Raw genomic sequence first — 20,436 nt, forward strand, 5'->3', positions numbered from 1 at the left:
TTGTGGCTGCTGCGATGTCGTTCGATGCCGGGCTAGACGATGCCCTTGGCCTTCAGCTCCGCGATACGGTCCTCGCTCAGGGCCAGCCGCTCGCGCAGCACCGCGTCGGTGTGCTGGCCCAGGGTGGGCGCGGCCCGCTCGTAGCGCAGCGGCGTGTCGCGCATGCGGATGGGGTTCGCCACGGAAGGGGTGTGCACGCCCGCCGCGTGCGGCAGCGACAGCTGCATGCCGCGATGGCGCACGTGCGGGTCCTGGAACACCTGTTCCATGTTGTAGATGGGGCCGCAGGGCACGTTCACGGCCTGCAGGGCCTGCACCCATTCGCCCATGGTGCGCGTCAGCATGGCTTCGGCGATCGGGGGGATCAGGGCCTCGCGGTTCCGGTTGCGCCGCCCCGCCGTGGCGTAGCGTTCGTCCGAGGCCAGGTCCGGGCGGCCGATGGCGCCGCAGAAGGCCCTGAACTGCGCGTCGTTGCCCACTGCGATGATGACCTCGCCTTCCTTGCAGCGGAACACCTGGTAGGGAACCATGTTGGAATGGGCATTGCCCATGCGCTGCGGCACGCGGCCGGACAGGAAATAGTTGATGGCCTGGTAGGAAGAGATGGTGACCACGCAGTCCAGCAGCGACATGTCGATGTATTGCCCCACGCCGCTGACATGCCGGTGCTCGACCGCGGCCAGTATGGCCGTGCTGGTATAGACGCCCGTCAGCAGGTCGGTGATCGCGATTCCCGATTTCATCGGCTCGCCGGCGGGGTCTCCGGTAATGCTCATCAGGCCGCCCATGCCCTGGAACACGAAGTCGTAGCCGGGCAGCGGCGCATACGGGCCGTCCTGTCCGAAGCCGGTGATCGAGCAGTAGATCAGGCGCGGATTGATCGCGCGCAGGCTTTCGTAATCCAGGCCGTAGCGCGCCAGGGTGCCGACCTTGTAGTTCTCGACCAGCACGTCGGAATCGCGGGCCAGTTCGACGATCAAGGCCTGGCCCTCGGGCGTGGCCAGATCGACGGTGATGGAGCGTTTGCCCCGGTTGGCGCTGAGAAAATATGACGAATCCCGGGTCTCGGCGCCCTGGGCGTCCACCAGGAAGGGCGGCCCCCAGCCCCGGGTATCGTCGCCTTCCTTCGGCCGCTCGACCTTGATGACGTCGGCCCCCATGTCGGCCAGGGTCTGCGTTGCCCAGGGACCGGCCAGCACGCGCGTCAGGTCCAGGATCTTCAGGTGGGATAGCGCGCCAGGCGGTTGGGCGGCGCTGGTGTTGTCTCGTTCCATACGGCTCCGATCGGGGTGGGCCCCGTTATGTCCTGAACCCACCTTAATGACCGGGGCATAGGGCGTCCAATATCGTTTTGCGTGATATCGATTCGATTCACGTATTGCCCGCCGGAAAGCGCGGCCATTCAGCCGTTTGCCAATTTGCTTGCGCTATCATCCGGGTAAACCCTGGCGCCGCTTCGGCCAGGCCTCTTTTCCGTCCCCTCATGTCCCCCACACCGCACACCGCGCCCGACGGCGCGCAGATCGGCGCATTCGCGCTGACGTTGCGCATCGTTTCGATCGCCTTTTTCACGTTCATCTGTTATCTGGCCATTGGCCTGCCCCTGGCCGTGCTGCCGGGCTATGTCCACGACCAACTGGGCTACGGCTCGGTGCTGGCCGGCCTGGCGATCAGCGTGCAGTACGCCGCCACCTTGCTCAGCCGCTCCCATGCCGGCCGCATGGCGGACACGGTCGGCCCGAAGCAGACCGTGGTGATCGGCATGGCCGCCTGCGCGGCCAGCGGGGTGTTCCTGTTGCTGGCCTACGCCTTCGAGCGCAGCGCCTGGCTCAGCCTGGCGACGATCATCGCCAGCCGGCTGGCGCTGGGCTTCGGGGAAAGCTGGGTGGGCACGGGCTCGGCGACCTGGGCCATCGCCCGGGTGGGCCCGCTGCACACCGCGCGCGTCATTTCCTGGAACGGGATCTGCACGTACGGCGGATTGGCGCTGGGCGCGCCGCTGGGCGTGTACCTGGAAAAGGAATGGAGCATGGGCGCGCTGGGCGGCGCGGTGCTGCTGCTGGGGCTGGCGGGGCTGGGGATGGCCGTGTCGCGCGCAGCGGTCGCCATCGTGGGCGGGCACCGGATGGCGTTCAAGAGCGTGGTGTTGCGCGTCTTCCCGCACGGCATGGCCCTCGGGCTGGGTTCCGTGGGCTTTGGCACGCTGGCCGCGTTCGTGGCCCTGTACTACGCCAGCGCGTCGTGGGAGGGGGCGGCGCACGCGCTGAGCGCCTTCGGCTGCGCGTTCATCGGCGTGCGGCTGCTGTTCGCCGGGACCATCACGCGCTTCGGCGGCTTCCGCGTGGCGCAGGTTTCCTTCCTGGCGGAGGCTGCCGGCCTGCTGTTGCTGTGGCTGGCGCCCAATCCGGGCGCGGCCCTGCTGGGCGCCGCGCTGACCGGCTGCGGCTTTGCGCTGGTGTTCCCCGCCATCGGCGTGGAGGCGGTGGCGCGCGTGCCGGCGGGCAGCCGGGGCGCGGCGCTGGGGGCGTATTCCGCCTTCCTGGACCTGGCGCTGGGCATCACCGGCCCCATCGCCGGCTACCTATCGACCGGTTTCGGCTACCCGGCCATCTTCCTGGCCGCCGCCATGTCGGTGCTGACCGGCTTTCTGATCGCTTTCGGCCTGCAGCGCCATGCCGTCCGCCAGGCCGCCGCGGCTCCCATGGCATGATCCTTATTACCAAAAGCACTTAAGACATTCGATATTGATCGTTTGGATTCATATAACGAATTGTTAGATTTGAGGCTCGTTTCCACGCGCGCCACGATTCGTCCCATGAACCTTACCTTCGACCACGTCCACAAACAATTCGGCGAACTGCCCGTGGTGGACGGCTTTGCCAGCGAAATCAAGACCGGTGAGCTGGTCGCCCTGGTCGGCCCGTCGGGCTGCGGCAAGTCCACCTTGCTGCATCTGGCCGCGGGCCTGGAGAAACCCACTCAGGGCAGCGTGCTGGCCGACGGCCAGGCGGTGGCCGGCCCGCATCCCAGCCGCACGCTGGTGTTCCAGGAACATGCGCTGTATCCCTGGCTGACCCTGCTGGATAACGTGGCGCTGGCGCTGGAATTCCAGAAAACACCCAAGAACCGCGCCCGCGACGCCGCCCGCCAATGGCTGGCGCGCGTGAGCCTGGCGGGCTTCGAGCACTATTACCCCCACCAGGTATCCGGGGGCATGCGGCAACGCGCCGCGCTGGCCCGGGCCTTCATCGCGCAACCGCAGACGCTGCTGATGGACGAGCCCTTCGGCGCGCTGGACGCGCTGACCCGGCTCAGCCTGCAGGACGTGCTGCGCCAGTTGATCGCCCAGGAAAAGCCCACCGTGCTGCTCGTGACGCACGACGTGGACGAGGCCCTGTTCCTGGCCGACCGCATCATCGTCTTCAGCCCGCGCCCGGCGCGGGTGCTGCGCGAGTTCAACCTGGCGCATCACGAAAAAACCCACGACCTGTCCGGCCTGGCCGACGAAAAGCGCGAGATCCTGCGCCTGCTCGGCATCGCCGTGGACGGGGCGGGCACTCACGCCGACCTGGCGCTGGCGGCCTGACGATACCGACCGGATCCTTCCAGGCGGCGCGTTCGCGCCGCCGATTCCCGATTCCCCTGGAGCTCCTCTCATGAAACTGAAGCAATGGCTGTCCCTGCCGCTGGCTGCGGCGCTGCTGGCAGCGGCCCCCGCGATGGCCGCCGAGAAATTCCGCGTGGGTTATCTGCGCGTGATGGACGATGCGCAGGCCATCGTCGCCCAGGAGGGCGGCTACTACAAAAAGGCCGGCCTGGATTCCGAACTGATCGAATTCAAGTCCGGCACCGACCTGATCAAGGCCATCGTCGGCGGCCAGCTGGACATCGGCGTGCTGGGCTTCACCAACGCCGTGGCCTGGGCCTCCAAGGGCGCGGACCTGAAGGTGGTGGGCGGCGCGCAGCAGGGCTACCACTCGCTGATCGTGCGCGACGACTCCGGCATCAAGGACATCGCCGGCCTGAAGGGCAAGACCCTGGCCTCGCAGGCGGAAGGCAGCACGGCCGACGTGGTGCTCAAGGGCGTGGTGCTCAAGCAGGGCAATCTCGGCGCCGACGACGTCAACGTCATGGGCGTGAGCCCGGCCGTGGCGGTGCAATCGCTGGTCGGCAAGCGCGTGGACGCGGCTTTCCTGTTCGAACCCTACGACCGCATCGCGCAGCTGGTCGCCCCGGTCAAGCAGATCTATGAAGTGGGCCAGGCCTGGCCGTTCCCATGCATGGTCGTGATCACGTCGGGCGAAACGCTGGCCAAGCGCAAGGACGATGTCTGGAAGGCGCTGGACGCGCAGAACCAGGCCATCGGGCTGCTGCAAAAGGAACCCGCGCAGGCCTCCAAGCTGATCGCCTCCTATTTCATCGCGGAGCCCACGCTCAAGACGCTGACCCGCGGCGAGCTCCCGCGTGAAACGGTCATCGCCGAAGCCATCGGCACGCAGGTGTTCACGCCCAAGCTGACCGACAAGGACACGCGCCGCATGCAGGAGATCGCTGACATCCTGCAGGCCCAGGGTTCGCTCAAGACGCGCGACGGCAAGCCGTACGACGTGTCCAGCATCATCGACCTGTCCTGGCAAGAGGCTCGCAAGCTTTGAGCGCATCCACTCGAGTCACCGGCGCCCGCAAGCATCTTGCGGGGGTCCTGGGCGTACTGTTCATCCTGGCGCTGTGGCAGCTGGCATCGCTCGCGCTGCCGGACTTCCTCATGCCGAGCGTGCCGACCGTGGTCGAGCGTCTCTTCGAGGACCTGGGCAAGCAGTCTTTCCATCAGAGCCTGCTGGGCACGCTGGGAAGGCTGGGCGCGGGTTATGGCCTGGCGCTGGCCGCGGGCATCGGCTTCGGGCTGGTGGCGGCGGTGCTGTTCTTCTTCCGCGAAGTCCTGCGCAGCGCCATCGTCATCCTGCAATCGATTCCGTCGATCGCCTGGGTGCCGCTGTTCCTGATCGTGATGGGCTTCGGCAATACGCCGATCATCGTGGTGGTGGCGCTGTCCGCTTTCTTCCCCGCCGCGCTCAGCGTGATGAACGCCACCGAATCCGTGCAGCGTGTGCACGTGTCGGCTGCGCGCGTCATGGGCGCCACGCCCTGGGGCCTGGTCAAGCGCGTCTACCTGCCGGCGGTCATGCCCGAACTGATCACGGGCGCCCAGCTGGCGTTCGGCAATGCCTGGCGCGCGCTGATCTCGGCCGAGATGCTGATCGGCTTCGGCAAGGGGCTGGGCCGCTCGCTGGCCTATTCGGGCGAGATCGCCGACATGACCGGCGTCATGACCAACATTCTCGTCATCGCGGTGCTGGCGGCCCTGATCGACCAGTTCGTGCTCGAGAACCTCAAGCACCGCCTGCTGCGCTACCAGTACGTCTGAGCGCGACGGAGTCCCGCATGATCCGCCATCTATGCTTGTTCGCCCTCGGCGCCTGCCTGGCGGCCGGCACCGCGCAGGCGCGGGCCGAGCCGTTCGCCGCGGCGCGCGCGCGGGGCGAGCTGGTGGTAGGCGTGCCTTACCTGGCGCCGCCGCCCGTGGCGGGGGCCAAGATACGCACGCCGGACGGCCTGGACGCCGCCATGGCCGACAAGCTCGGGCAGAGCCTGGGCCTGCCGGTCAGTCTCAGGCAGGTCGCGCCGGAACAGGTCGCGGCCGCGCTGGCGGCGGGAGACGTGGATCTGGCGCTGGCGGACGGCGCCTCGGGCCAGCCGGAATCGGTGGCGGTCCAGCCCACCGGTTACGCCGTCCGGCCCAAGGCCGTGATCCGCAGCGACACGCGCCTGCGCAAGCCGGCCGACGCGCGCGGCCGCAGCGTCTGCATGGCCGAGGCTGCAACCGCCTCCAAGGCCCTGGCCGAGAGCTGGGGCGCGGTCGTGCGCACTTACCGCGTGCCATCCGACGCGCTGGTCGCGGTGCGCGAAGGCAGCTGCGACATCGGGCTGGTCGACGACGCCGTCTGGGATCCGTTGATGCGCTTTCCGGAATGGAAGAAGTTTTCGTCCACGCTCGCCGCCGACGGCGCCAGGCACGAGCGGGTATGGCTGCTGCCGGCCGCCGATACCGGAAGCCGCGGCTGGCTCGGCCAGGAAATGCGCGCCTGGGACCGTGCCGGCGCCTGGAAGGCCATGACGGCCAAGTGGGCGCGCGACGTGGCCTTCGACGTCTACCTGGACCAGGAAGTCCCCGACTGCCACGGGTAGCGGGCCGCCGCCCGCGCCCGCACTTACAATGCCGGGCATGACGCACACGTTGACCGCTCCCTGTTCCTACCAGGAAGACATCAAGAAAAGCCGTTTTGCCGCGCACGCGACGCCGGTGTCCTCGGTGGAGGAAGCCATGCGCTTTTTCGCCGAGCGCGGCGACCCCGAGGCGACCCACAACTGCTGGGCCTACCGTATTGGGCAAGAGTACCGATTCAACGACGACGGCGAGCCCGGCGGCACGGCGGGACGTCCCATTCTGCAGGCCATAGAAGGGCAGGACATGGACCGGGTGGCCGTGCTGGTGGTGCGCTGGTTCGGAGGCGTGAAGCTCGGGGCGGGGGGATTGGTGCGCGCCTACGGCGGCTGCGCGGCGAATTGCCTGCGCCTGGGAGAGCGGACCGAGATCGTGGATCTTGCGACCGTTTCCTGCGCCTGCGGTTTCGCGGAATTGCCCTTGCTCAAGTCGCGCCTGGCGCAGGCGGGAGCCACGATCCAGCACGAAGACTTCAACGCGGAAGGGGCCGTGCTGCGCTTCACGGTGCCGCGCGCGGCGGTTGCCGAATTGGCCGTGACCGTGGCCAACATCACCCGCGGCCGAGCCGGATGGGAGCTGACGTAGGATGGGTAGAGCGCGAGAGTTCTTAACGAAGAACTCAAGTATCCCGCGCGCGAAACCCATGCGGCCGTGGGCAGACTATTTTTCGGCCTACACAGGGGCACTGTCCGCCCACGGCCGCATGGGTTTCGCGCGTTGAGCACCTGGGCTCTTGCCTAGGAACTGCCGCGCTCCACCCCTCCTACGCGTCCTGGCCGTTTTGGGCGGCGGCGATTTCCTTGTGGACCTGTTCCATGTCCACTTCCTTGATCTTGGTGAGCAGTTCATTCAGTTGGCCGGCAGACAGGGCGCCGGGCTGGGAGAACAGCAGGACCTTCTCGCGGAAGACCATCAGCGTCGGGATCGAGCGGATGCCCAGCGCGCCGGCGAGTTCCTGTTCCACGTCGGTATTCACCTTGGCGAACGTGACGTCCGGGTGCTCGGTGGCGGCCTGCTCGAAAACCGGAGCGAAGCCGCGGCAGGGGCCGCACCAGGGCGCCCAGAAATCGACGATCAGGGTGCCGTCGGGGGTGATGGCGTCTTGGAAGCTGTCTTTGGTGAGTTCAACGGTACTCATTTTGAATCCTTGCCGCGCAAGCGGCGAAATAGCGGTGTCTGATTAGCGGTGTCTGATCGGCGGCGCCACGGCGTTCTGTGCTCTTTGGGCCATAGTAGAGCGGGTGGCCGTTGCGTCGCAATGGTTGGCGCCGGGGCGGGCGCGGTTGCCGGCTTTCAAGCCGCGGTGGGTGCCGGCGCGCCGGCCTTCAGCGACGCGACGATCTCGAAGGACCGCAGGCGGTCGGCAATGTTGTAGAAATCCGAGACGATCATGACCTCGTCGGCCTCCGTTTCGGCAACCAGGGCCTCGAGTTCGCGGCGGACGGTCTCCGGCCCCCCCACGATCGCCGCTCCCAGTCTTTGATTGACCGCTTCGCGCTCCCATTCGTTCCACAGTCCGTCCATGCTGTCCACGGGCGGCTGCAATTGCAGGCGGTTGCCCCGGACCAGGGAGAGGAACTTCAACTGCTGGGTGGTGGCCTGGCGGCGGGCTTCTTCGTCGGACTCCGCGGCCACGACCGGCACGCCGATCATGGCGTAGGGGCGGGACAGCGTCGCGGATGGCTTGAACAGATGGCGGTAAAGGCGCATCGCCGCCATGCCCTCGGGCGAGAAATGCCCCGCGAACGAGAACGGCAGGCCCAGTTCGGCCGCCAGGCGGGCGCTGAAATCGCTGGACCCGAGCAGCCATATCGGGATGTCCAGGCCTTCCCCGGGGATGGCGCGCACCGGCTGGCCGGGACGGGAGGGCGCCAGGAAGCCGCGCAGTTCCTCGACCAGGGCCGGGAATTCCAGCCCGCTGCGCGGACCGCGGCGCAGGGCATGCTGCGTGGCGCCGTCGCTGCCGGGCGCGCGGCCCAGGCCCAGGTCGATGCGGCCGGGGTAGAGGGTTTCGAGCGTGCCGAACTGTTCGGCGATGATCAGCGGCGCATGGTTGGGCAGCATGACGCCGCCCGAGCCCACGCGCATCGTGCGCGTGTGGCCGGCAACGTGCCCGATCAGCACGGCGGTGGCGCTGCTGGCCACGCCATTGATATTGTGATGCTCGGCCAGCCAGAAGCGCTTGTATCCCAGGCGCTCAACGTGCTGCGCCAGCGCGACCGTGTTGCGGAACGCGTCGGCCGCGTCGCGGCCCTGGACAATCGGGGCCAGGTCCAGGACGGAAAAGGGGATGCGGGCCAGGACGCTCATGCGGAAACCTCCGTGCTCGCGGCGTGACAGGACAGGGCGGGGATAGGGCGGGTAAGGCGCAAGGCGGACTCCATATACCGTGATACTTGGGGAGTGTATCGGCGAAATCAAGCGCAGCGGCCAGCAACCTTATGTGCCGGCGGGTTGATTGAATCTGCCTATGCCCGCGATAGCGGGGCGGCGCGTGCCCCCGGGGACTTCCGGCGCGGGGCCGGAAATCCCGGGCGCGGGGCCTAGCCGGGGAAGAAAGCGTAGCGGATCACGAACAGCGCGGCGACCAGCCAGGTGGCCGGATGCACGTCGCGGATCTTGCCGGTGGCGGTCTTCAGCACCACATAGCTGATGAAGCCGAAGGCGATGCCGTTGGCGATCGAATACGTGAAGGGCATGACCAGGGCGGTCAGCGCCGCCGGCGTGGCTTCGCACACGTCGTTCCAGTCGATATCGATCAGCTCGCGCATCATCAGGCCGGCCACGTAGAGCAGGGCGGGCGCGGTGGCGTAGGCGGGCACGGCGCCGGCCAGCGGCGAAATGAACAGAGCGGCCAGGAACAGCAGCGCCACGATCAGGGCCGTCATGCCGGTGCGGCCGCCGGCCTGCACCCCCGAGGCGCTTTCCACGTAGGCCGTGGTGCTGCTGGTGCCCAGCATCGAGCCGGCCACGATGGCGGTGCTGTCGGCGAACAGGGCGCGGCCCAGGCGGTTGGGGCGGTTCTCGGGCATCAGGCCGGCGCGCCGGGCGACGCCCACCAGGGTGCCGGTGGCGTCGAACACCTCGACCAGCACGAACACCAGGATCACGTGCACGAACCCGCTGTGCAGGGCGCCCAGGATATCCAGCTTGAACAGCGTCGGCGACAGGCTGGGCGGGGCGGCGAAAATGCCCTTGAATTCGTTGTAGCCCAGCGCCATCGACAGCAGGGTGACCACGATGATGCCGATCAGGATCGCGCCGCGCACGCGCAGCGCGTCCAGCGCCGCAATGATGAAAAAGCCCAGGATGGCGAACAGCGGGCCGGGTTCGGTCAGGTTGCCCAGCGTGACCTTGGTGGCGGGATGCGCAACCACGATGCCGGCATTCGAAAGCGCGATAATGGCGAGGAACAGCCCGATGCCGGCCGCGATTGCGCTGCGCAGCGAATGCGGTATGCCCTTGACCAGCCACACCCGGATGCCGGAGATCGTCAGGATCAGGAAGATCACGCCCGAGATGAACACGGCGCCCAGCGCCTGCTCCCAGGTGTAGCCCATGGTCTTGACCACCGTGAACGCAAAGAAGGCGTTCAGCCCCATGCCCGGAGCCATGCCGATCGGCCAGTTGGCGATCAGGGCCATCACCAGCGAACCCAGCGCGGCGGCCAGGCAGGTGGCGACGAACACGGCGTTGCGGTCCATGCCCGTGGACGAGAGGATGTCCGGATTGACGAAAATGATGTACGACATCGTCAGGAATGTCGTCAGGCCGGCCACCAGCTCCGTACGCGCGGTGGTGCCATGTTCACGCAGCTTGAATAGCTTCTCCAGCATTCGAGGTCCCCAGTATGTTGCAGGCCAGCGGTCGTCGCGGACGGGCCGCCCGCGCGTTTATTAATGAACAAACCCGCGTATTTTCGCATCAGTTGTAAACTCTGCCGCCATGATTATTCTCGGCTTTGAAAGCTCCTGCGACGAAACCGGCGTCGCGGCCGTCTGTACGGAACGGGGGCTGCTCGCGCACGCGCTGCACACCCAGATCGCCATGCACCAGGAATACGGGGGCGTGGTGCCGGAACTCGCCTCGCGCGACCACATCCGCCGCGTCGTGCCGCTCACCCGCCAGGTCCTGGACGAGGCGGGCCTGCAGATGTCCGATATCGGCGCGGTGGCCTATACCGCGGGGCCCGGCCTGGCCGGCGCCTTGCTGGTCGGCGCCAGCGTCGCGCAGTCCTTCGCCTGGGCGCGCCATCTGCCGGCCATCGGCATCCACCACCTGGAAGGGCATCTGCTGTCGCCCATGCTGGCGGATCCGCGGCCGGACTTCCCCTTCGTGGCGCTGCTGGTGTCAGGCGGCCACACGCAGCTGATGCGGGTGGACGGCGTGGGGAAGTACGAATTGCTGGGCGAAACGCTGGACGACGCGGCCGGCGAGGCCTTCGACAAGTCCGCCAAGCTGATGGGCCTGGGCTACCCCGGCGGCCCGGCCCTGGCCAGGCTGGCGGGCAGCGGGGACGCCTCGCGATTCGACCTGCCTCGCCCGATGCTGCATAGCGGCGACCTGGATTTCAGCTTCAGCGGCCTGAAGACCGCCGTCCTGACCCGGGTCAAGGCGGCCGAGGCGGCCGGCGGCCTCGATGAACAGACCCGCGCCGACCTGGCGGCGGCCACGCAGGCGGCGATCGTCGAGGTGCTGGCGGCCAAGTCCATCCGCGCGTTGAAACAGGCCGGCCTGAAGCGGCTGGTGGTGGCCGGGGGCGTGGGTGCCAACCAGCTGCTGCGAGCCAGGCTGGAGGCGGCGCTCAAGCCGCTGAAGGCGCGCGCCTATTTTCCGCCCCTGGCGTTGTGCACCGACAACGGCGCGATGATCGCGTTCGCCGCGGCCGAGCGGGTGAAGGCGGGACTGGCGACGCTGGACGCCGATGCGCACGGCTTCACGGTCAAACCGCGCTGGGACCTGGCTGATATCGCCTGATCCCGACCAATAGGCCGCGGACAGGAAAAAGGGCGGCCGAGGCCGCCCTTTGCGTCTGCGAAGCCGCGCGGACCGCCTATTTTTTCTTGCCGCCGCCGATCCGGCTTTCCGTGCCCTGCACCAGGCGGGCGATGTTGGCGCGGTGGCGGTAGAACAGCAGGATCCCGATGATGGCCAGCGCCACGCCCATGGCCGGCTGGGCGTGCCAGGCCAGGCCGGAACCGAACACGTAGTACACGGGCGCGAAAAAGGCGGCCACTAGCGAGGCCAGGGACGAATAGCGGAAAAAGATGGCGATAATCAGCCACGTGGCCGCGGTGGCCACGGCCAGCCAGGGCTGGATCGCCACCAGCACGCCCAGCGCGGTGGCCACGCCCTTGCCGCCCTTGAAGCCCAGGAAAACAGGGTACAGATGGCCCAGGAAGGCGGCCAGCGCCACCGCCGCCAGCGCCCCGACGGCAATCCCCGGCGCGATTTTCTCCGCCAGCCAGACCGCGAACCATCCCTTGGCCGCGTCGCCCAGCAGGGTCAGCGCGGCGGCGGTCTTGTTGCCGGTGCGCAGCACATTGGTGGCGCCCGGGTTCTTGGAGCCGTAGCTGCGGGGGTCCTGCAGGCCCATGAGCTTGCTGACCACCACGGCGAAGGGCACGGAGCCGATCAGGTAGGCCAGCAGGATGAGCGCGACGTTGAACGCCAGGGAGGGTGCGGTTATCGCCATGGAAAGGGAGTCCGTTATTGTCGTAATGGCTGCGGATTCTACCGCGCTCCGCGCCGGGGCCGGCTACGGGTTATCGAGCGGGGCGCCGGGACGGGGCTGTCACGCCGTCATCCGGACGGCGGCCGCGGACGGTACAATCCGACACGTCCACTGGTGTCTTATTTTCTTTCGGATGCACAATGCGAATTCTGGTTTCGAACGATGATGGTTATTCGGCCCCTGGGCTCGAAGCGCTGGTCGAGGCGCTGCAAGGGCTGGGCGATCTCACCGTCGTCGCGCCCGAGACCAACCACAGCGGCGCGTCCAATTCCCTGACGTTGAACCGCCCCTTGTCGGTGCGCACCGCCTCCAACGGCTTCATCGCCGTCAACGGCACGCCTTCCGACTGCGTCCACGTGGCCCTCACGGGGCTGATGGACGCGCGCCCGGACCTGGTCGTGTCGGGCATCAACAATGGCGCCAACATGGGAGACGATACGCTGTATTCGGGCACCGTGGCCGCCGCCAGCGAAGGCTATCTGTTCGGCATTCCCGCCATCGCGTTCTCGCTGGCGGAGAAGGGCTGGGCGCACATCGACTCCGCCGCGCGCGCCGCGCGCCTCGTCGTGGAACGCCATCTGGCCCAGCCGCTGGCCGCGCCGGTGCTGCTGAACGTCAATATTCCCAGCCGCCGCTTCGAAGACATGCACGGCTTCGCGGTTACCCGCCTGGGCAAGCGCCATCCCTCGCAGCCGGTGGTGCGCACCACCACTCCCTACGGCGACACGGTGTACTGGATCGGTCCCGTGGGCATGGCGGCCGACGCCGCCCCGGGCACGGACTTCCACGCAGTCGAACAAGGCACGGTGTCCGTCACGCCGCTGCGGCTGGACCTCACCCAGCACAGCCAGCTCGATGAGATCCGTACCTGGGCGGAGCCGCTATGCGTAGACGCATAAGCCAGCCGGACGTGTCGCAGCCGACCGCGGCGCGCAGCGGCCCGGCACGCTACGAGGCCGGCCGGCTCAGTCCCGGCGTAACCCCGGCCAACAGCAATACCCGGATCTCCGCCGCCACGTTGCAGCGCCAGGCCCAGGCGCCCGCGCCCGCGTCCGGCGGCAATCTGGGCCTGAACTCCGATCGCCTGCGCCAGGCGATGGTGGAACGCCTGCGGGCGCAGGGCATCGGCGACGAGCGCGTGCTTGGCGCCATGGGCGCGGTGCCCCGCCATCTGTTCGTGGACGAAGCGCTCGCCAGCCGCGCCTACGAAGACGCGGCGCTGCCCATCGGCCACTCGCAAACCATCTCCCAGCCGTGGGTGGTGGCGCGCATGATCGCCGCCGTGTGCGAAGACCGTGCGCCCACGCGGGTGCTGGAAGTCGGCGCCGGCTGCGGCTACCAGGCCGCCGTGCTGGCCCAGTTCGTGCGCGAGGTGCACACCATCGAGCGCATCCGCGGGTTGTACGAACTGGCGCGCGAACACCTGCGCGCCTTGCGGCTCACCACGAGGATCCGACTCATCTATGGCGACGGCATGCTGGGCCTGCCCGGCGTGGCGCCGTTCGATGCTATCGTTGTGGCTGCCGCTGGCCTGGCCATCCCGCAAGCGCTGTTGTCGCAGCTTGCGCCGGGTGGCCGCCTGATCGCTCCTGAAGGGGGCGCCAACCAGCGCCTGGTTCTGATCGAACGCACAGGCGCGGCCAGTTGGAAACGCAATGAATTAGAGGCCGTGCGCTTTGTGCCGCTACGGGCCGGAATACAATCTTGAGCAAACAGGAGAAACGTATGCTCAACGGGCAGTTGCAACTGACCGATATCACTCTGGGCGCGTCGTCGACGCGCCTGCGCCGCCCGCTCTACATCGCGGGGGCGCTCAGCCTGGCCATCCTGGCCGGCTGCGCATCCAAAGGTACTCGCGCGCCGGTGGTCGACATGACCGGCGGGCAGCCCGCGTCGTCGGTAACGCCCGGCGGCACCTATGTGGTCAAGCCGGGAGACACCCTCTACAAGATCGCCCGCGCCAACAACGTGGACATCGAGAACGTCAAGCGCTGGAACAACCTCAGCGACCCCAACCAGATCTCCGTCGGCCAGGTGCTGAAGATGTCCGGCAGCGCCGGCGGCGCGCAGACCGCGCCCATCGGCGGCGCCAAGCCGCAGCCGCGTCCGCTGGACCAGCCCGAAACCACCACGCCGCCGCCGGAAACCACGGCTACCCCGGCGCCCGCGCCGGTCGAGACCAAGCCCGCCACGCGTGCCGCCGACGCCGGCGTCATCAACTGGGCCTGGCCGGCGAACGGCCAGATCGTGCAGGGCTTCAACGCCAGCAGCAAGGGCATCGACATCGCCGGCGCGCTGGGCGATCCGATCACCGCCGCGGCGGACGGGCTCGTCAAGTACAGCGGCAACGGCGTTCGCGGCCTGGGCAACCTGATCATCGTCGAACACCAGAACGGCTTCATCACCGCCTACGCGCACAACCGCGCGCTGCTCGTGAAGACCGGCCAGACCGTCAAGCGCGGCGCCAAGATCGCCGAACTCGGCCAGAGCGATACCACCTCGCCGCGCCTGCATTTCGAAATCCGCCGCCAGGGCACGCCGGTGGACCCCATGCAATACCTGCCCGCCAAATGACGCCGACCCTGGTATTCGATCTGGAAACCATCCCCGACGCCGATGGGCTGCGCAAGCTCAACGGCTGGGGGGCCGATGTTTCCGACCAGGAAGTGGTGGAGCGCGCACTGACGGCGCGCCGCGAGGCCGTTGGTCATGATTTCCTGCCCCTGCACCTGCACAAGGTGGCGGTGGTGGGATGCGTGTTCCGCGACGACCAGGGCTTTCGCGTCAAGACGCTGGGCCAGCCCGATGATCCCGAGGCCGCGCTGCTGGCGGGTTTTTTCAAGACCATCGAGCGCTACACGCCCAAACTCGTGAGCTGGAACGGTTCCGGATTCGACCTGCCGGTGCTGCATTACCGCAGCCTGATCCAGGGCGTGCCCGCGCCGCGCTACTGGGACATGGGCGAGGAAGACCGGGATTTCAAGTTCAACAACTACATCTCGCGTTATCACTCCCGCCACCTGGACCTGATGGACCTGCTGGCCAAGTACAACGGCCGCGCCAATGCGCCGCTGGACGAACTGGCCAAGCTTTGCGGCTTTCCCGGCAAACTGGGCATGGACGGCAGCAAGGTGTGGGAGGCCTGGAGCCAGGGCCGCGCCGACGAGGTCCGGGCCTATTGCGAAACCGACGTGGTCAATACCTGGCTGGTGTATTGCCGCTTCCGCTTCCTGCGCGGCGAACTCGACCGCACGGGCTACGAGGCCGAGATCGCGCTGGTGCGCGATACCCTGACCGCCAGCGACGCGCCGCACTGGAAGGAGTACATGGCGGCCTGGGACGCCGAGTGAAACCCGGCCATTCCTCGCGCGCCAGGATGCAATAAGGACGGGGCCCGCGCGGCCCCGTCTCCATGTCCCGCCACCCGCAATCGACTGAAACATGGCTTGCGCGGACGAAACCCGGATGAAACCGGGCCGATCGCACAATGGTCTCGCTTTCTTCACTTACAGGAGACCTTCATGTCCCGATTCGCTATCCGCTCCAATTTGGCCGCTCTGGCTTTTGTCGCCGCGACGGGCGGCCTGGTGGCCGGCACCGTTATGGCTGCGCCTGCGCAGGCCGACGGCGGCCCGGCCGCCATGCATGAACGCCATCACGGCGGCGGTTTCCACAAGGGTATGCGCGACGGCCTGTTCATTCCGGGCCTGGGCCCGGTATCCAAGGCGCAGGTCGCGGAGCTGAAGCTGGACGATAAGCAGCAAGCCCTGTTCAAGACCGCCCAGGACGGCCAGCGCAGCCTGCATGAAGCCATGCGCGCTTCCGGCGGCAAGCGCCACGACCTGCTGAAGGCGCAGCTGGACAGCGGCAAGCTGGACCCGCGCGCGCTGATCGAGCAGTCCGAGAAGTCCCGCGATGCCTTCGGCACGCAAGCCAAGCAAGTGCGTGACCAATGGCTGGCGGTCTGGGACAGCCTGAACGACACCCAGCGCGGTCAGGTGACCAAGATGCTCAAGGACCGCGAAGCCAAGAAGCAGGAACGCATGGCCAAGATGGAAGCGCGCCACGGCAAGGGCAGGGGGCCGGCCGATGCCGCGCCGCCCGCCGCGCCCGCGGCGAACTAAGCGCCGTCTCCCCGGCCGGACGCAGGCCGGCCATTCCCGCCCGAGGCCCCGGCACGCTCGCAGCGTGTCCGGGGCCTTGCGCATGGGCGGCCGCTGCGCGTGCGCCAGCTTGGGGCAGCCTCCCCGTTTTGACGCACGGGCCGGGGCGGGGCGGCGGCCGCGCTGCACGGTCCTGGTGCGGCGCGCCGCCCGGCGCAAGCCGCGGCGGCCTGCCGAAGGCTGGCACGGACATTGCTTGATGGATGACAACCGGTGGCGCGAGCCGCAAGACCGGTCTGACGGACGCGTCGACGAGAGGCGTCCGCCTCCCCGTTAATCCGATCAGGACTCCGCACCATGAAGAAGACGCTGCCCGCCTTGCCCTTTGTGCTTGCCGCTTGTTTTGCCGCGTCGGCCCACGCCGAACCGACCGATCTGGGGGGCGGGTTCTCGCTCAGCGGCAACGCCACCATCGCCAGCGACTACCGCTTCCGCGGCTATTCGCAGACCGACTTTCGGCCGGCCGCGCAGTTGGGCTTCGACCTGACCCATAGCTCGGGCTTCTACCTGGGCAACTGGAACTCCAATGTTTCCAGCTTCGTGTTCACAGACGGCAATCTGGAAATGGATTTCTACGGCGGCTGGAAGGGCGAGGTGGGCGGCGGATTTTCGCTGGATGCGGGGGTACTGCATTACTACTACCCGGGCTCGAGCTCTCCCAAGGGCGGCAACTACAACAACACCGACCTCTATCTGGGCGTTTCCTACGGCAGCTACAGCCTCAAGTACTCCTATACGCCCAGCGACTTTTTCAGCACGCCGGACAGCAAGGGCACGTGGTACCTGGACGGCACGGCGAACTTCGATCTGGGCGACGGCTGGGGCCTGGTCGGTCACCTGGGCTACCAGAAACTGAAGAACCAGAGCGATATGGACGGGGACGCCATCGGCCACTACGTCGACTACAAGGTGGGCGTGACCAAGGATCTCAAGGGCTGGATCCTCGGCCTGGCGGCCGTGGGGGCCACCAAGGACAATTGGCTGCCCACGAAATACGGCCATCCCTCGGGCCGCCTGGGCGCGGTTTTTTCCGTATCGCGCTCCTTCTGATTCCGGCGTCGCGGGCGGATTCCCGCCCGCCGCAAGCCATTTCCGGGATCGGCCGCAGTCCTTTTACAATAGCGGGTTGCGTGTAATTCTGGACTGCGTGAGATGTCTGACGTTTTGAGTATCGAATCCCTGGACCTGGAAGCCAGGGGTATCGCCCGCCGCGACGGGAAAGTCGTATTCGTGGAAGGCGCCTTGCCGGGCGAGCGGGTCTCGACCGTCACCGTGCGCCGCAAGCCTTCGTACGAGATCGCGCGCGTGGAGGAAGTGCTGCGGCCTTCCTCGCAGCGCGTTGCGCCGCGCTGCCCGCATTTCGGCGTCTGCGGCGGCTGCGCCATGCAGCACCTGGAACCCAGCACGCAGGTAGCCATCAAGCAGCGTTCGCTTGAAGATACCTTCTGGCACGTGGGCAAGCTGCGTCCCGCGCGCATCCTGGCGCCCTTGCAGGGGCCCACTTGGGGCTACCGCTACCGCGCGCGGCTTTCCGTGCGCGTCGTGCCGAAGAAGGGCGGGGTGCTGGTCGGCTTCCACGAACGCAAGAGCAGTTACGTGGCCGACATGCGCGAATGCCACGTCCTCCCGCGCCACGTCAGCGATCTGCTGCTGCCGTTGCGCGCAATGATCGCTTCCATGTCGGCGCCGGACCGCATGCCCCAGATCGAGGTGTCGCTGGGCGAGGGCGTGACCGCGCTGGTGTTGCGCCACCTGCTGCCGCTGACCGACGGCGACATCGCCATCCTGCGGGCCTTCGCCGCCAAGCACAACGTGCAGTGGTGGCTGCAGGCCAAGGGGCCGGACACGGTGCATCCGCTCGAACGCGAGCACGACGATACGCTGGCCTACACCATGCCGGAGTTCGGCCTGCGCATGCCGTACCGGCCGACGGACTTCACCCAGGTCAATCACGCCATCAACCGCGCAATGGTGTCGCGCGCGCTGAAACTGCTGGAAGTGCAGCCGACCGACCGCGTGGCCGACCTGTTCTGCGGGCTGGGCAATTTCACGCTGCCGCTGGCCACGCAGGCCCGGGAGGCCGTCGGCGTGGAAGGAAGCAAGACGCTGACCGACCGCGCCCACGACGCGGCATCGCGCCACGGCCTGGGCGGCAGCACCCGTTTCGCGACCCTGAACCTGTTCGAAGTGGACGTGGATTGGCTGCGCGGGCTGGGCTATTTCGACCGCATGCTGATCGACCCGCCGCGCGAGGGGGCGCAAGCGGTTTCGCAAGCCCTGTCGCAGCTGGAGCCCGAAGAACGGCCGCGCCGCATCGTCTACGTGTCCTGTAACCCCGCCACGCTGGCGCGCGATGCGGCGATCCTGGTGCACGAAGGCGGCTACGTGCTGAAGAGCGCGGGCGTGATCAACATGTTCCCGCATACGGGCCACGTGGAATCCATCGCGGTGTTCGAGTCGCTGGATGCCGAGGGCGTCCATGCCGTGAAGCAGCGCGCGCGCGAACGCGCCGCAAAGGCCGCTGCCGACGCCGCCGCGGCGGAAGCCGCCAAGCTGGCCGCCGCCTCGGATGCCGAGGCCGCCGTTGCGGCCGGCGCGCCGGTCCAGGGTTGACCGGCGGGGCCTGGGCGCCGCGTCAGTGCGAGCGCTCCAGGCCTTCCAGGATCGGGCAGTCCGGCCTGTCGTCGCCGTGGCAGTTATGCGCAAGATGCTTGAGCGTGGCCGCCATGTCGCGCAGCGCCTCGGCCTTGCGCTCCAGTTCCTGCACGTGTTCCAGCGCGATGCGCTTGACGTCGGCGCTGGCGCGGCTGCGGTCTTTCCAGAGCGCCAGCAGTTCGTTCATCTGCTCCACCGAGAAGCCCAGGTCGCGGGCCCGCCGCACGAAGCGCAGCGTGTGCAGGTCGTGCTCGCTGTAGACGCGATAGCCCGAATCCGTGCGCACGGCCGGCCCGATCAGGCCGATGCTCTCGTAGTAGCGGATCATCTTGGCCGAAATGCCCGAGTTTTTCGCCGCCTGGCCGATATTCATGGCTGACCTCCTCTTGTCGTTCGTTTCATTCTACGCTTGACCTTGACATAATTGGAAGGTTTAAGCTGTGTTCACCGTGGACGAAACAACGTCCGCCAACCCTGAATCCTTGTGGAGATAGACATGAGCATCGAGTTCCAAGTGCCCGACATGACCTGCGGCCATTGCGTCAAGACGATCACCGGCGCGGTGAACCAGGCGGCGCCGGGCGCGACCGTAACCGTGGACCTGCCGTCGCACCGCGTGACCGTGACGGGGGCAGAGCAGGCGGACAAGATTGAAGCCGCCATCCGCGATGCGGGCTACGAGCCGACGCGCGTGTAACCCTGCCGCCCGCCGGGCGCGCTATGATAGTTCGCGCCTGGCTTCAGTTTTTCTTCGATTGGTTAAAGCTATCAATCAATTTAAATTATTAAATTTGATTAATTGATAGTTAAGATTTATCATTCTTTCCATGGTGGTTGAACAAGACCCCGCTACCCAAGGAGAGATTAAATGCTGCAAAACCGCGAAGGCCAACGTGTTCCGAACGTAACGTTCCCGGTCCGCCAGGACAACGCCTGGAAAAAGGTCACGTCGGACGACCTGTTCAAGAACAAGACCGTCGTGGTCTTTTCGCTTCCCGGCGCCTTCACGCCGACCTGCTCGTCCACCCATCTGCCGCGCTACAACGAACTGGCTCCCGCCTTCTTCGCCGCTGGGGTGGACAGCATCGTGTGCGTGTCCGTGAACGATACCTTCGTCATGAACGAATGGGCCAAGGACCAGGAATCCGCCAACATCACGCTGCTGCCGGACGGCAATGGCGAGTTCACCGAAGGCATGGGCATGCTGGTCGACAAGAGCGACCTGGGCTTCGGTAAGCGCAGCTGGCGCTATTCGATGCTGGTCAAGGACGGCGTGGTCCAGAAGATGTTCATCGAGCCGGAGAAGGAAGGCGATCCGTTCGAAGTGTCGGACGCCGACACCATGCTGGCCTACTTCGCCCCGTCGGCGAAGAAGCCTGACCAGGTCGTCGTGTTCTCCAAGCCGGGCTGCCCGTTCTGCGTCGAAGCCAAGGAGTTGCTGAACGCCAAGGGCTACTCGCCGATCGAGATCCCGCTGGAGAACAAGGTCCGTGGCCGAGTGATCGGCGCCGTGTCCGGCAAGGGCACCGCCCCGCAGGTGTTCATCAACGGCACGCTGATCGGCGGCCTGGAAGACCTGAAGGCGCACCTCGCCTAAGCGC

The 20,436-nt window shown here is 67.3% G+C and carries 22 protein-coding genes; 16 read left to right on the plus strand and 6 right to left on the minus strand.

Features of this window, described 5'->3' with window-relative positions; genetic code table 11:
* Positions 1-32: 32 nt before the first annotated feature.
* On the minus strand, positions 33-1,274 hold the full coding sequence (locus tag ACN6PJ_RS01630) for a CaiB/BaiF CoA transferase family protein (RefSeq protein WP_427994147.1): 1,242 nt from the start codon (positions 1,272-1,274) through the stop codon (positions 33-35).
* A 209-nt stretch (positions 1,275-1,483) separates the two neighbouring features.
* On the opposite strand from ACN6PJ_RS01630, the gene ACN6PJ_RS01635 reads away from it, so the two are divergent.
* The 6 genes from ACN6PJ_RS01635 to ACN6PJ_RS01660 all read left to right on the plus strand — a co-directional run bounded on the left by ACN6PJ_RS01635 (position 1,484) and on the right by ACN6PJ_RS01660 (position 6,868).
* Complete coding sequence (locus ACN6PJ_RS01635) at positions 1,484-2,710, plus strand: MFS transporter (RefSeq protein ID WP_427994148.1); 1,227 nt, start codon at positions 1,484-1,486, stop codon at positions 2,708-2,710.
* A 105-nt stretch (positions 2,711-2,815) separates the two neighbouring features.
* Entirely contained in the window at positions 2,816-3,586 is a 771-nt protein-coding gene (locus ACN6PJ_RS01640) for an ABC transporter ATP-binding protein (RefSeq protein WP_427994149.1), read from the plus strand.
* 70 nt (positions 3,587-3,656) lie between these two features.
* Positions 3,657-4,655, plus strand: a complete 999-nt coding sequence (locus tag ACN6PJ_RS01645; protein WP_427994150.1) for an ABC transporter substrate-binding protein — start codon at positions 3,657-3,659, stop codon at positions 4,653-4,655.
* Positions 4,652-5,425, plus strand: a complete 774-nt coding sequence (locus tag ACN6PJ_RS01650) for an ABC transporter permease (protein WP_427994151.1) — start codon at positions 4,652-4,654, stop codon at positions 5,423-5,425. Before ACN6PJ_RS01645 ends, ACN6PJ_RS01650 begins: the two co-directional genes overlap by 4 nt.
* Before the next feature lie 17 nt (positions 5,426-5,442).
* On the plus strand, positions 5,443-6,246 hold the full coding sequence (locus ACN6PJ_RS01655; RefSeq protein ID WP_427994152.1) for a transporter substrate-binding domain-containing protein: 804 nt from the start codon (positions 5,443-5,445) through the stop codon (positions 6,244-6,246).
* A 37-nt stretch (positions 6,247-6,283) separates the two neighbouring features.
* The gene (locus tag ACN6PJ_RS01660) at positions 6,284-6,868 is read left to right on the plus strand and encodes an IMPACT family protein (RefSeq protein WP_427994153.1); all 585 of its coding nucleotides are present in this window, start codon (positions 6,284-6,286) and stop codon (positions 6,866-6,868) included.
* A gap of 178 nt (positions 6,869-7,046) precedes the next feature.
* Here ACN6PJ_RS01660 and ACN6PJ_RS01665 read toward each other — a convergent pair whose 3' ends face one another.
* The 3 genes from ACN6PJ_RS01665 to ACN6PJ_RS01675 all read right to left on the minus strand — a co-directional run bounded on the left by ACN6PJ_RS01665 (position 7,047) and on the right by ACN6PJ_RS01675 (position 10,119).
* A complete protein-coding gene (locus ACN6PJ_RS01665) occupies positions 7,047-7,421 on the minus strand; it encodes a thioredoxin family protein (RefSeq protein ID WP_129240740.1) in 375 nt (124 codons plus the stop codon).
* Positions 7,422-7,576: 155 nt separating this feature from the next.
* The gene (locus tag ACN6PJ_RS01670; RefSeq protein ID WP_427994154.1) at positions 7,577-8,593 is read right to left on the minus strand and encodes an LLM class flavin-dependent oxidoreductase; all 1,017 of its coding nucleotides are present in this window, start codon (positions 8,591-8,593) and stop codon (positions 7,577-7,579) included.
* A gap of 233 nt (positions 8,594-8,826) precedes the next feature.
* Positions 8,827-10,119, minus strand: a complete 1,293-nt coding sequence (locus tag ACN6PJ_RS01675; protein ID WP_427994155.1) for an NCS2 family permease — start codon at positions 10,117-10,119, stop codon at positions 8,827-8,829.
* Between the two features lie 109 nt (positions 10,120-10,228).
* On the opposite strand from ACN6PJ_RS01675, the gene tsaD reads away from it, so the two are divergent.
* Complete coding sequence (gene tsaD / locus ACN6PJ_RS01680; RefSeq protein WP_427994156.1) at positions 10,229-11,260, plus strand: tRNA (adenosine(37)-N6)-threonylcarbamoyltransferase complex transferase subunit TsaD; 1,032 nt, start codon at positions 10,229-10,231, stop codon at positions 11,258-11,260.
* A gap of 76 nt (positions 11,261-11,336) precedes the next feature.
* Here tsaD and plsY read toward each other — a convergent pair whose 3' ends face one another.
* Positions 11,337-11,978 carry a glycerol-3-phosphate 1-O-acyltransferase PlsY gene (plsY, locus tag ACN6PJ_RS01685; protein ID WP_427994157.1) on the minus strand — a complete coding sequence of 214 codons (642 nt, stop codon included), beginning with the start codon at positions 11,976-11,978 and terminating at the stop codon, positions 11,337-11,339.
* Between the two features lie 179 nt (positions 11,979-12,157).
* Between plsY and surE the strand changes: the two genes are divergently transcribed.
* The 7 genes from surE to rlmD all read left to right on the plus strand — a co-directional run bounded on the left by surE (position 12,158) and on the right by rlmD (position 18,793).
* Entirely contained in the window at positions 12,158-12,916 is a 759-nt protein-coding gene (gene surE, locus ACN6PJ_RS01690; protein WP_427994158.1) for a 5'/3'-nucleotidase SurE, read from the plus strand.
* Entirely contained in the window at positions 12,901-13,725 is an 825-nt protein-coding gene (locus ACN6PJ_RS01695; RefSeq protein WP_427994159.1) for a protein-L-isoaspartate(D-aspartate) O-methyltransferase, read from the plus strand. Before surE ends, ACN6PJ_RS01695 begins: the two co-directional genes overlap by 16 nt.
* A 17-nt stretch (positions 13,726-13,742) precedes the next feature.
* Positions 13,743-14,591, plus strand: a complete 849-nt coding sequence (locus ACN6PJ_RS01700; RefSeq protein ID WP_427994160.1) for a peptidoglycan DD-metalloendopeptidase family protein — start codon at positions 13,743-13,745, stop codon at positions 14,589-14,591.
* Positions 14,588-15,367: a 3'-5' exonuclease gene (locus tag ACN6PJ_RS01705; protein ID WP_427994161.1), complete on the plus strand. Its 780-nt coding sequence runs from the start codon at positions 14,588-14,590 to the stop codon at positions 15,365-15,367. The genes ACN6PJ_RS01700 and ACN6PJ_RS01705 overlap by 4 nt, the downstream gene beginning before the upstream one ends.
* 171 nt (positions 15,368-15,538) lie before the next feature.
* On the plus strand, positions 15,539-16,141 hold the full coding sequence (locus tag ACN6PJ_RS01710; protein WP_427994162.1) for a hypothetical protein: 603 nt from the start codon (positions 15,539-15,541) through the stop codon (positions 16,139-16,141).
* Positions 16,142-16,477: 336 nt separating this feature from the next.
* Positions 16,478-17,230, plus strand: coding sequence for a TorF family putative porin (locus ACN6PJ_RS01715; protein ID WP_427994163.1), 753 nt, complete (start codon positions 16,478-16,480; stop codon positions 17,228-17,230).
* 102 nt (positions 17,231-17,332) lie between these two features.
* Complete coding sequence (gene rlmD, locus ACN6PJ_RS01720; RefSeq protein WP_427994165.1) at positions 17,333-18,793, plus strand: 23S rRNA (uracil(1939)-C(5))-methyltransferase RlmD; 1,461 nt, start codon at positions 17,333-17,335, stop codon at positions 18,791-18,793.
* A gap of 22 nt (positions 18,794-18,815) precedes the next feature.
* On the opposite strand, the gene cueR is transcribed toward rlmD, so the two are convergent.
* Positions 18,816-19,208, minus strand: a complete 393-nt coding sequence (gene cueR, locus ACN6PJ_RS01725; protein WP_427994166.1) for a Cu(I)-responsive transcriptional regulator — start codon at positions 19,206-19,208, stop codon at positions 18,816-18,818.
* A 123-nt stretch (positions 19,209-19,331) separates the two neighbouring features.
* Here cueR and ACN6PJ_RS01730 point away from each other — a divergent pair, with 123 nt between their 5' ends.
* Positions 19,332-19,532, plus strand: coding sequence for a heavy-metal-associated domain-containing protein (locus tag ACN6PJ_RS01730; RefSeq protein ID WP_427994167.1), 201 nt, complete (start codon positions 19,332-19,334; stop codon positions 19,530-19,532).
* Between the two features lie 171 nt (positions 19,533-19,703).
* Positions 19,704-20,432, plus strand: coding sequence for a glutathione peroxidase (locus tag ACN6PJ_RS01735; protein WP_427994168.1), 729 nt, complete (start codon positions 19,704-19,706; stop codon positions 20,430-20,432).
* Positions 20,433-20,436 lie beyond the last annotated feature (4 nt).

The organism is Achromobacter sp., from assembly GCF_050285585.1.
In the GTDB taxonomy this organism is placed as follows: Bacteria; Pseudomonadota; Gammaproteobacteria; order Burkholderiales; family Burkholderiaceae_B; genus Achromobacter.

Excerpts from the sequence above, each read along its gene's own strand:
- ACN6PJ_RS01715 (WP_427994163.1), top strand. The coding sequence starts at position 16,478 with ATGAAGAAGACGCTGCCCGCCTTGCCCTTTGTGCTTGCCGCTTGTTTT.
- ACN6PJ_RS01705 (WP_427994161.1), top strand. The coding sequence starts at position 14,588 with ATGACGCCGACCCTGGTATTCGATCTGGAAACCATCCCCGACGCCGAT.
- ACN6PJ_RS01670 (WP_427994154.1), bottom strand. The coding sequence starts at position 8,593 with ATGAGCGTCCTGGCCCGCATCCCCTTTTCCGTCCTGGACCTGGCCCCG.
- ACN6PJ_RS01730 (WP_427994167.1), top strand. The coding sequence starts at position 19,332 with ATGAGCATCGAGTTCCAAGTGCCCGACATGACCTGCGGCCATTGCGTC.
- ACN6PJ_RS01675 (WP_427994155.1), bottom strand. The coding sequence starts at position 10,119 with ATGCTGGAGAAGCTATTCAAGCTGCGTGAACATGGCACCACCGCGCGT.
- ACN6PJ_RS01700 (WP_427994160.1), top strand. The coding sequence starts at position 13,743 with ATGCTCAACGGGCAGTTGCAACTGACCGATATCACTCTGGGCGCGTCG.
- ACN6PJ_RS01655 (WP_427994152.1), top strand. The coding sequence starts at position 5,443 with ATGATCCGCCATCTATGCTTGTTCGCCCTCGGCGCCTGCCTGGCGGCC.
- ACN6PJ_RS01665 (WP_129240740.1), bottom strand. The coding sequence starts at position 7,421 with ATGAGTACCGTTGAACTCACCAAAGACAGCTTCCAAGACGCCATCACC.
- ACN6PJ_RS01735 (WP_427994168.1), top strand. The coding sequence starts at position 19,704 with ATGCTGCAAAACCGCGAAGGCCAACGTGTTCCGAACGTAACGTTCCCG.
- ACN6PJ_RS01695 (WP_427994159.1), top strand. The coding sequence starts at position 12,901 with ATGCGTAGACGCATAAGCCAGCCGGACGTGTCGCAGCCGACCGCGGCG.
- ACN6PJ_RS01630 (WP_427994147.1), bottom strand. The coding sequence starts at position 1,274 with ATGGAACGAGACAACACCAGCGCCGCCCAACCGCCTGGCGCGCTATCC.
- ACN6PJ_RS01645 (WP_427994150.1), top strand. The coding sequence starts at position 3,657 with ATGAAACTGAAGCAATGGCTGTCCCTGCCGCTGGCTGCGGCGCTGCTG.
- cueR (WP_427994166.1), bottom strand. The coding sequence starts at position 19,208 with ATGAATATCGGCCAGGCGGCGAAAAACTCGGGCATTTCGGCCAAGATG.
- ACN6PJ_RS01640 (WP_427994149.1), top strand. The coding sequence starts at position 2,816 with ATGAACCTTACCTTCGACCACGTCCACAAACAATTCGGCGAACTGCCC.
- plsY (WP_427994157.1), bottom strand. The coding sequence starts at position 11,978 with ATGGCGATAACCGCACCCTCCCTGGCGTTCAACGTCGCGCTCATCCTG.
- ACN6PJ_RS01710 (WP_427994162.1), top strand. The coding sequence starts at position 15,539 with ATGTCCCGATTCGCTATCCGCTCCAATTTGGCCGCTCTGGCTTTTGTC.
- ACN6PJ_RS01660 (WP_427994153.1), top strand. The coding sequence starts at position 6,284 with ATGACGCACACGTTGACCGCTCCCTGTTCCTACCAGGAAGACATCAAG.
- rlmD (WP_427994165.1), top strand. The coding sequence starts at position 17,333 with ATGTCTGACGTTTTGAGTATCGAATCCCTGGACCTGGAAGCCAGGGGT.
- surE (WP_427994158.1), top strand. The coding sequence starts at position 12,158 with ATGCGAATTCTGGTTTCGAACGATGATGGTTATTCGGCCCCTGGGCTC.
- ACN6PJ_RS01635 (WP_427994148.1), top strand. The coding sequence starts at position 1,484 with ATGTCCCCCACACCGCACACCGCGCCCGACGGCGCGCAGATCGGCGCA.
- tsaD (WP_427994156.1), top strand. The coding sequence starts at position 10,229 with ATGATTATTCTCGGCTTTGAAAGCTCCTGCGACGAAACCGGCGTCGCG.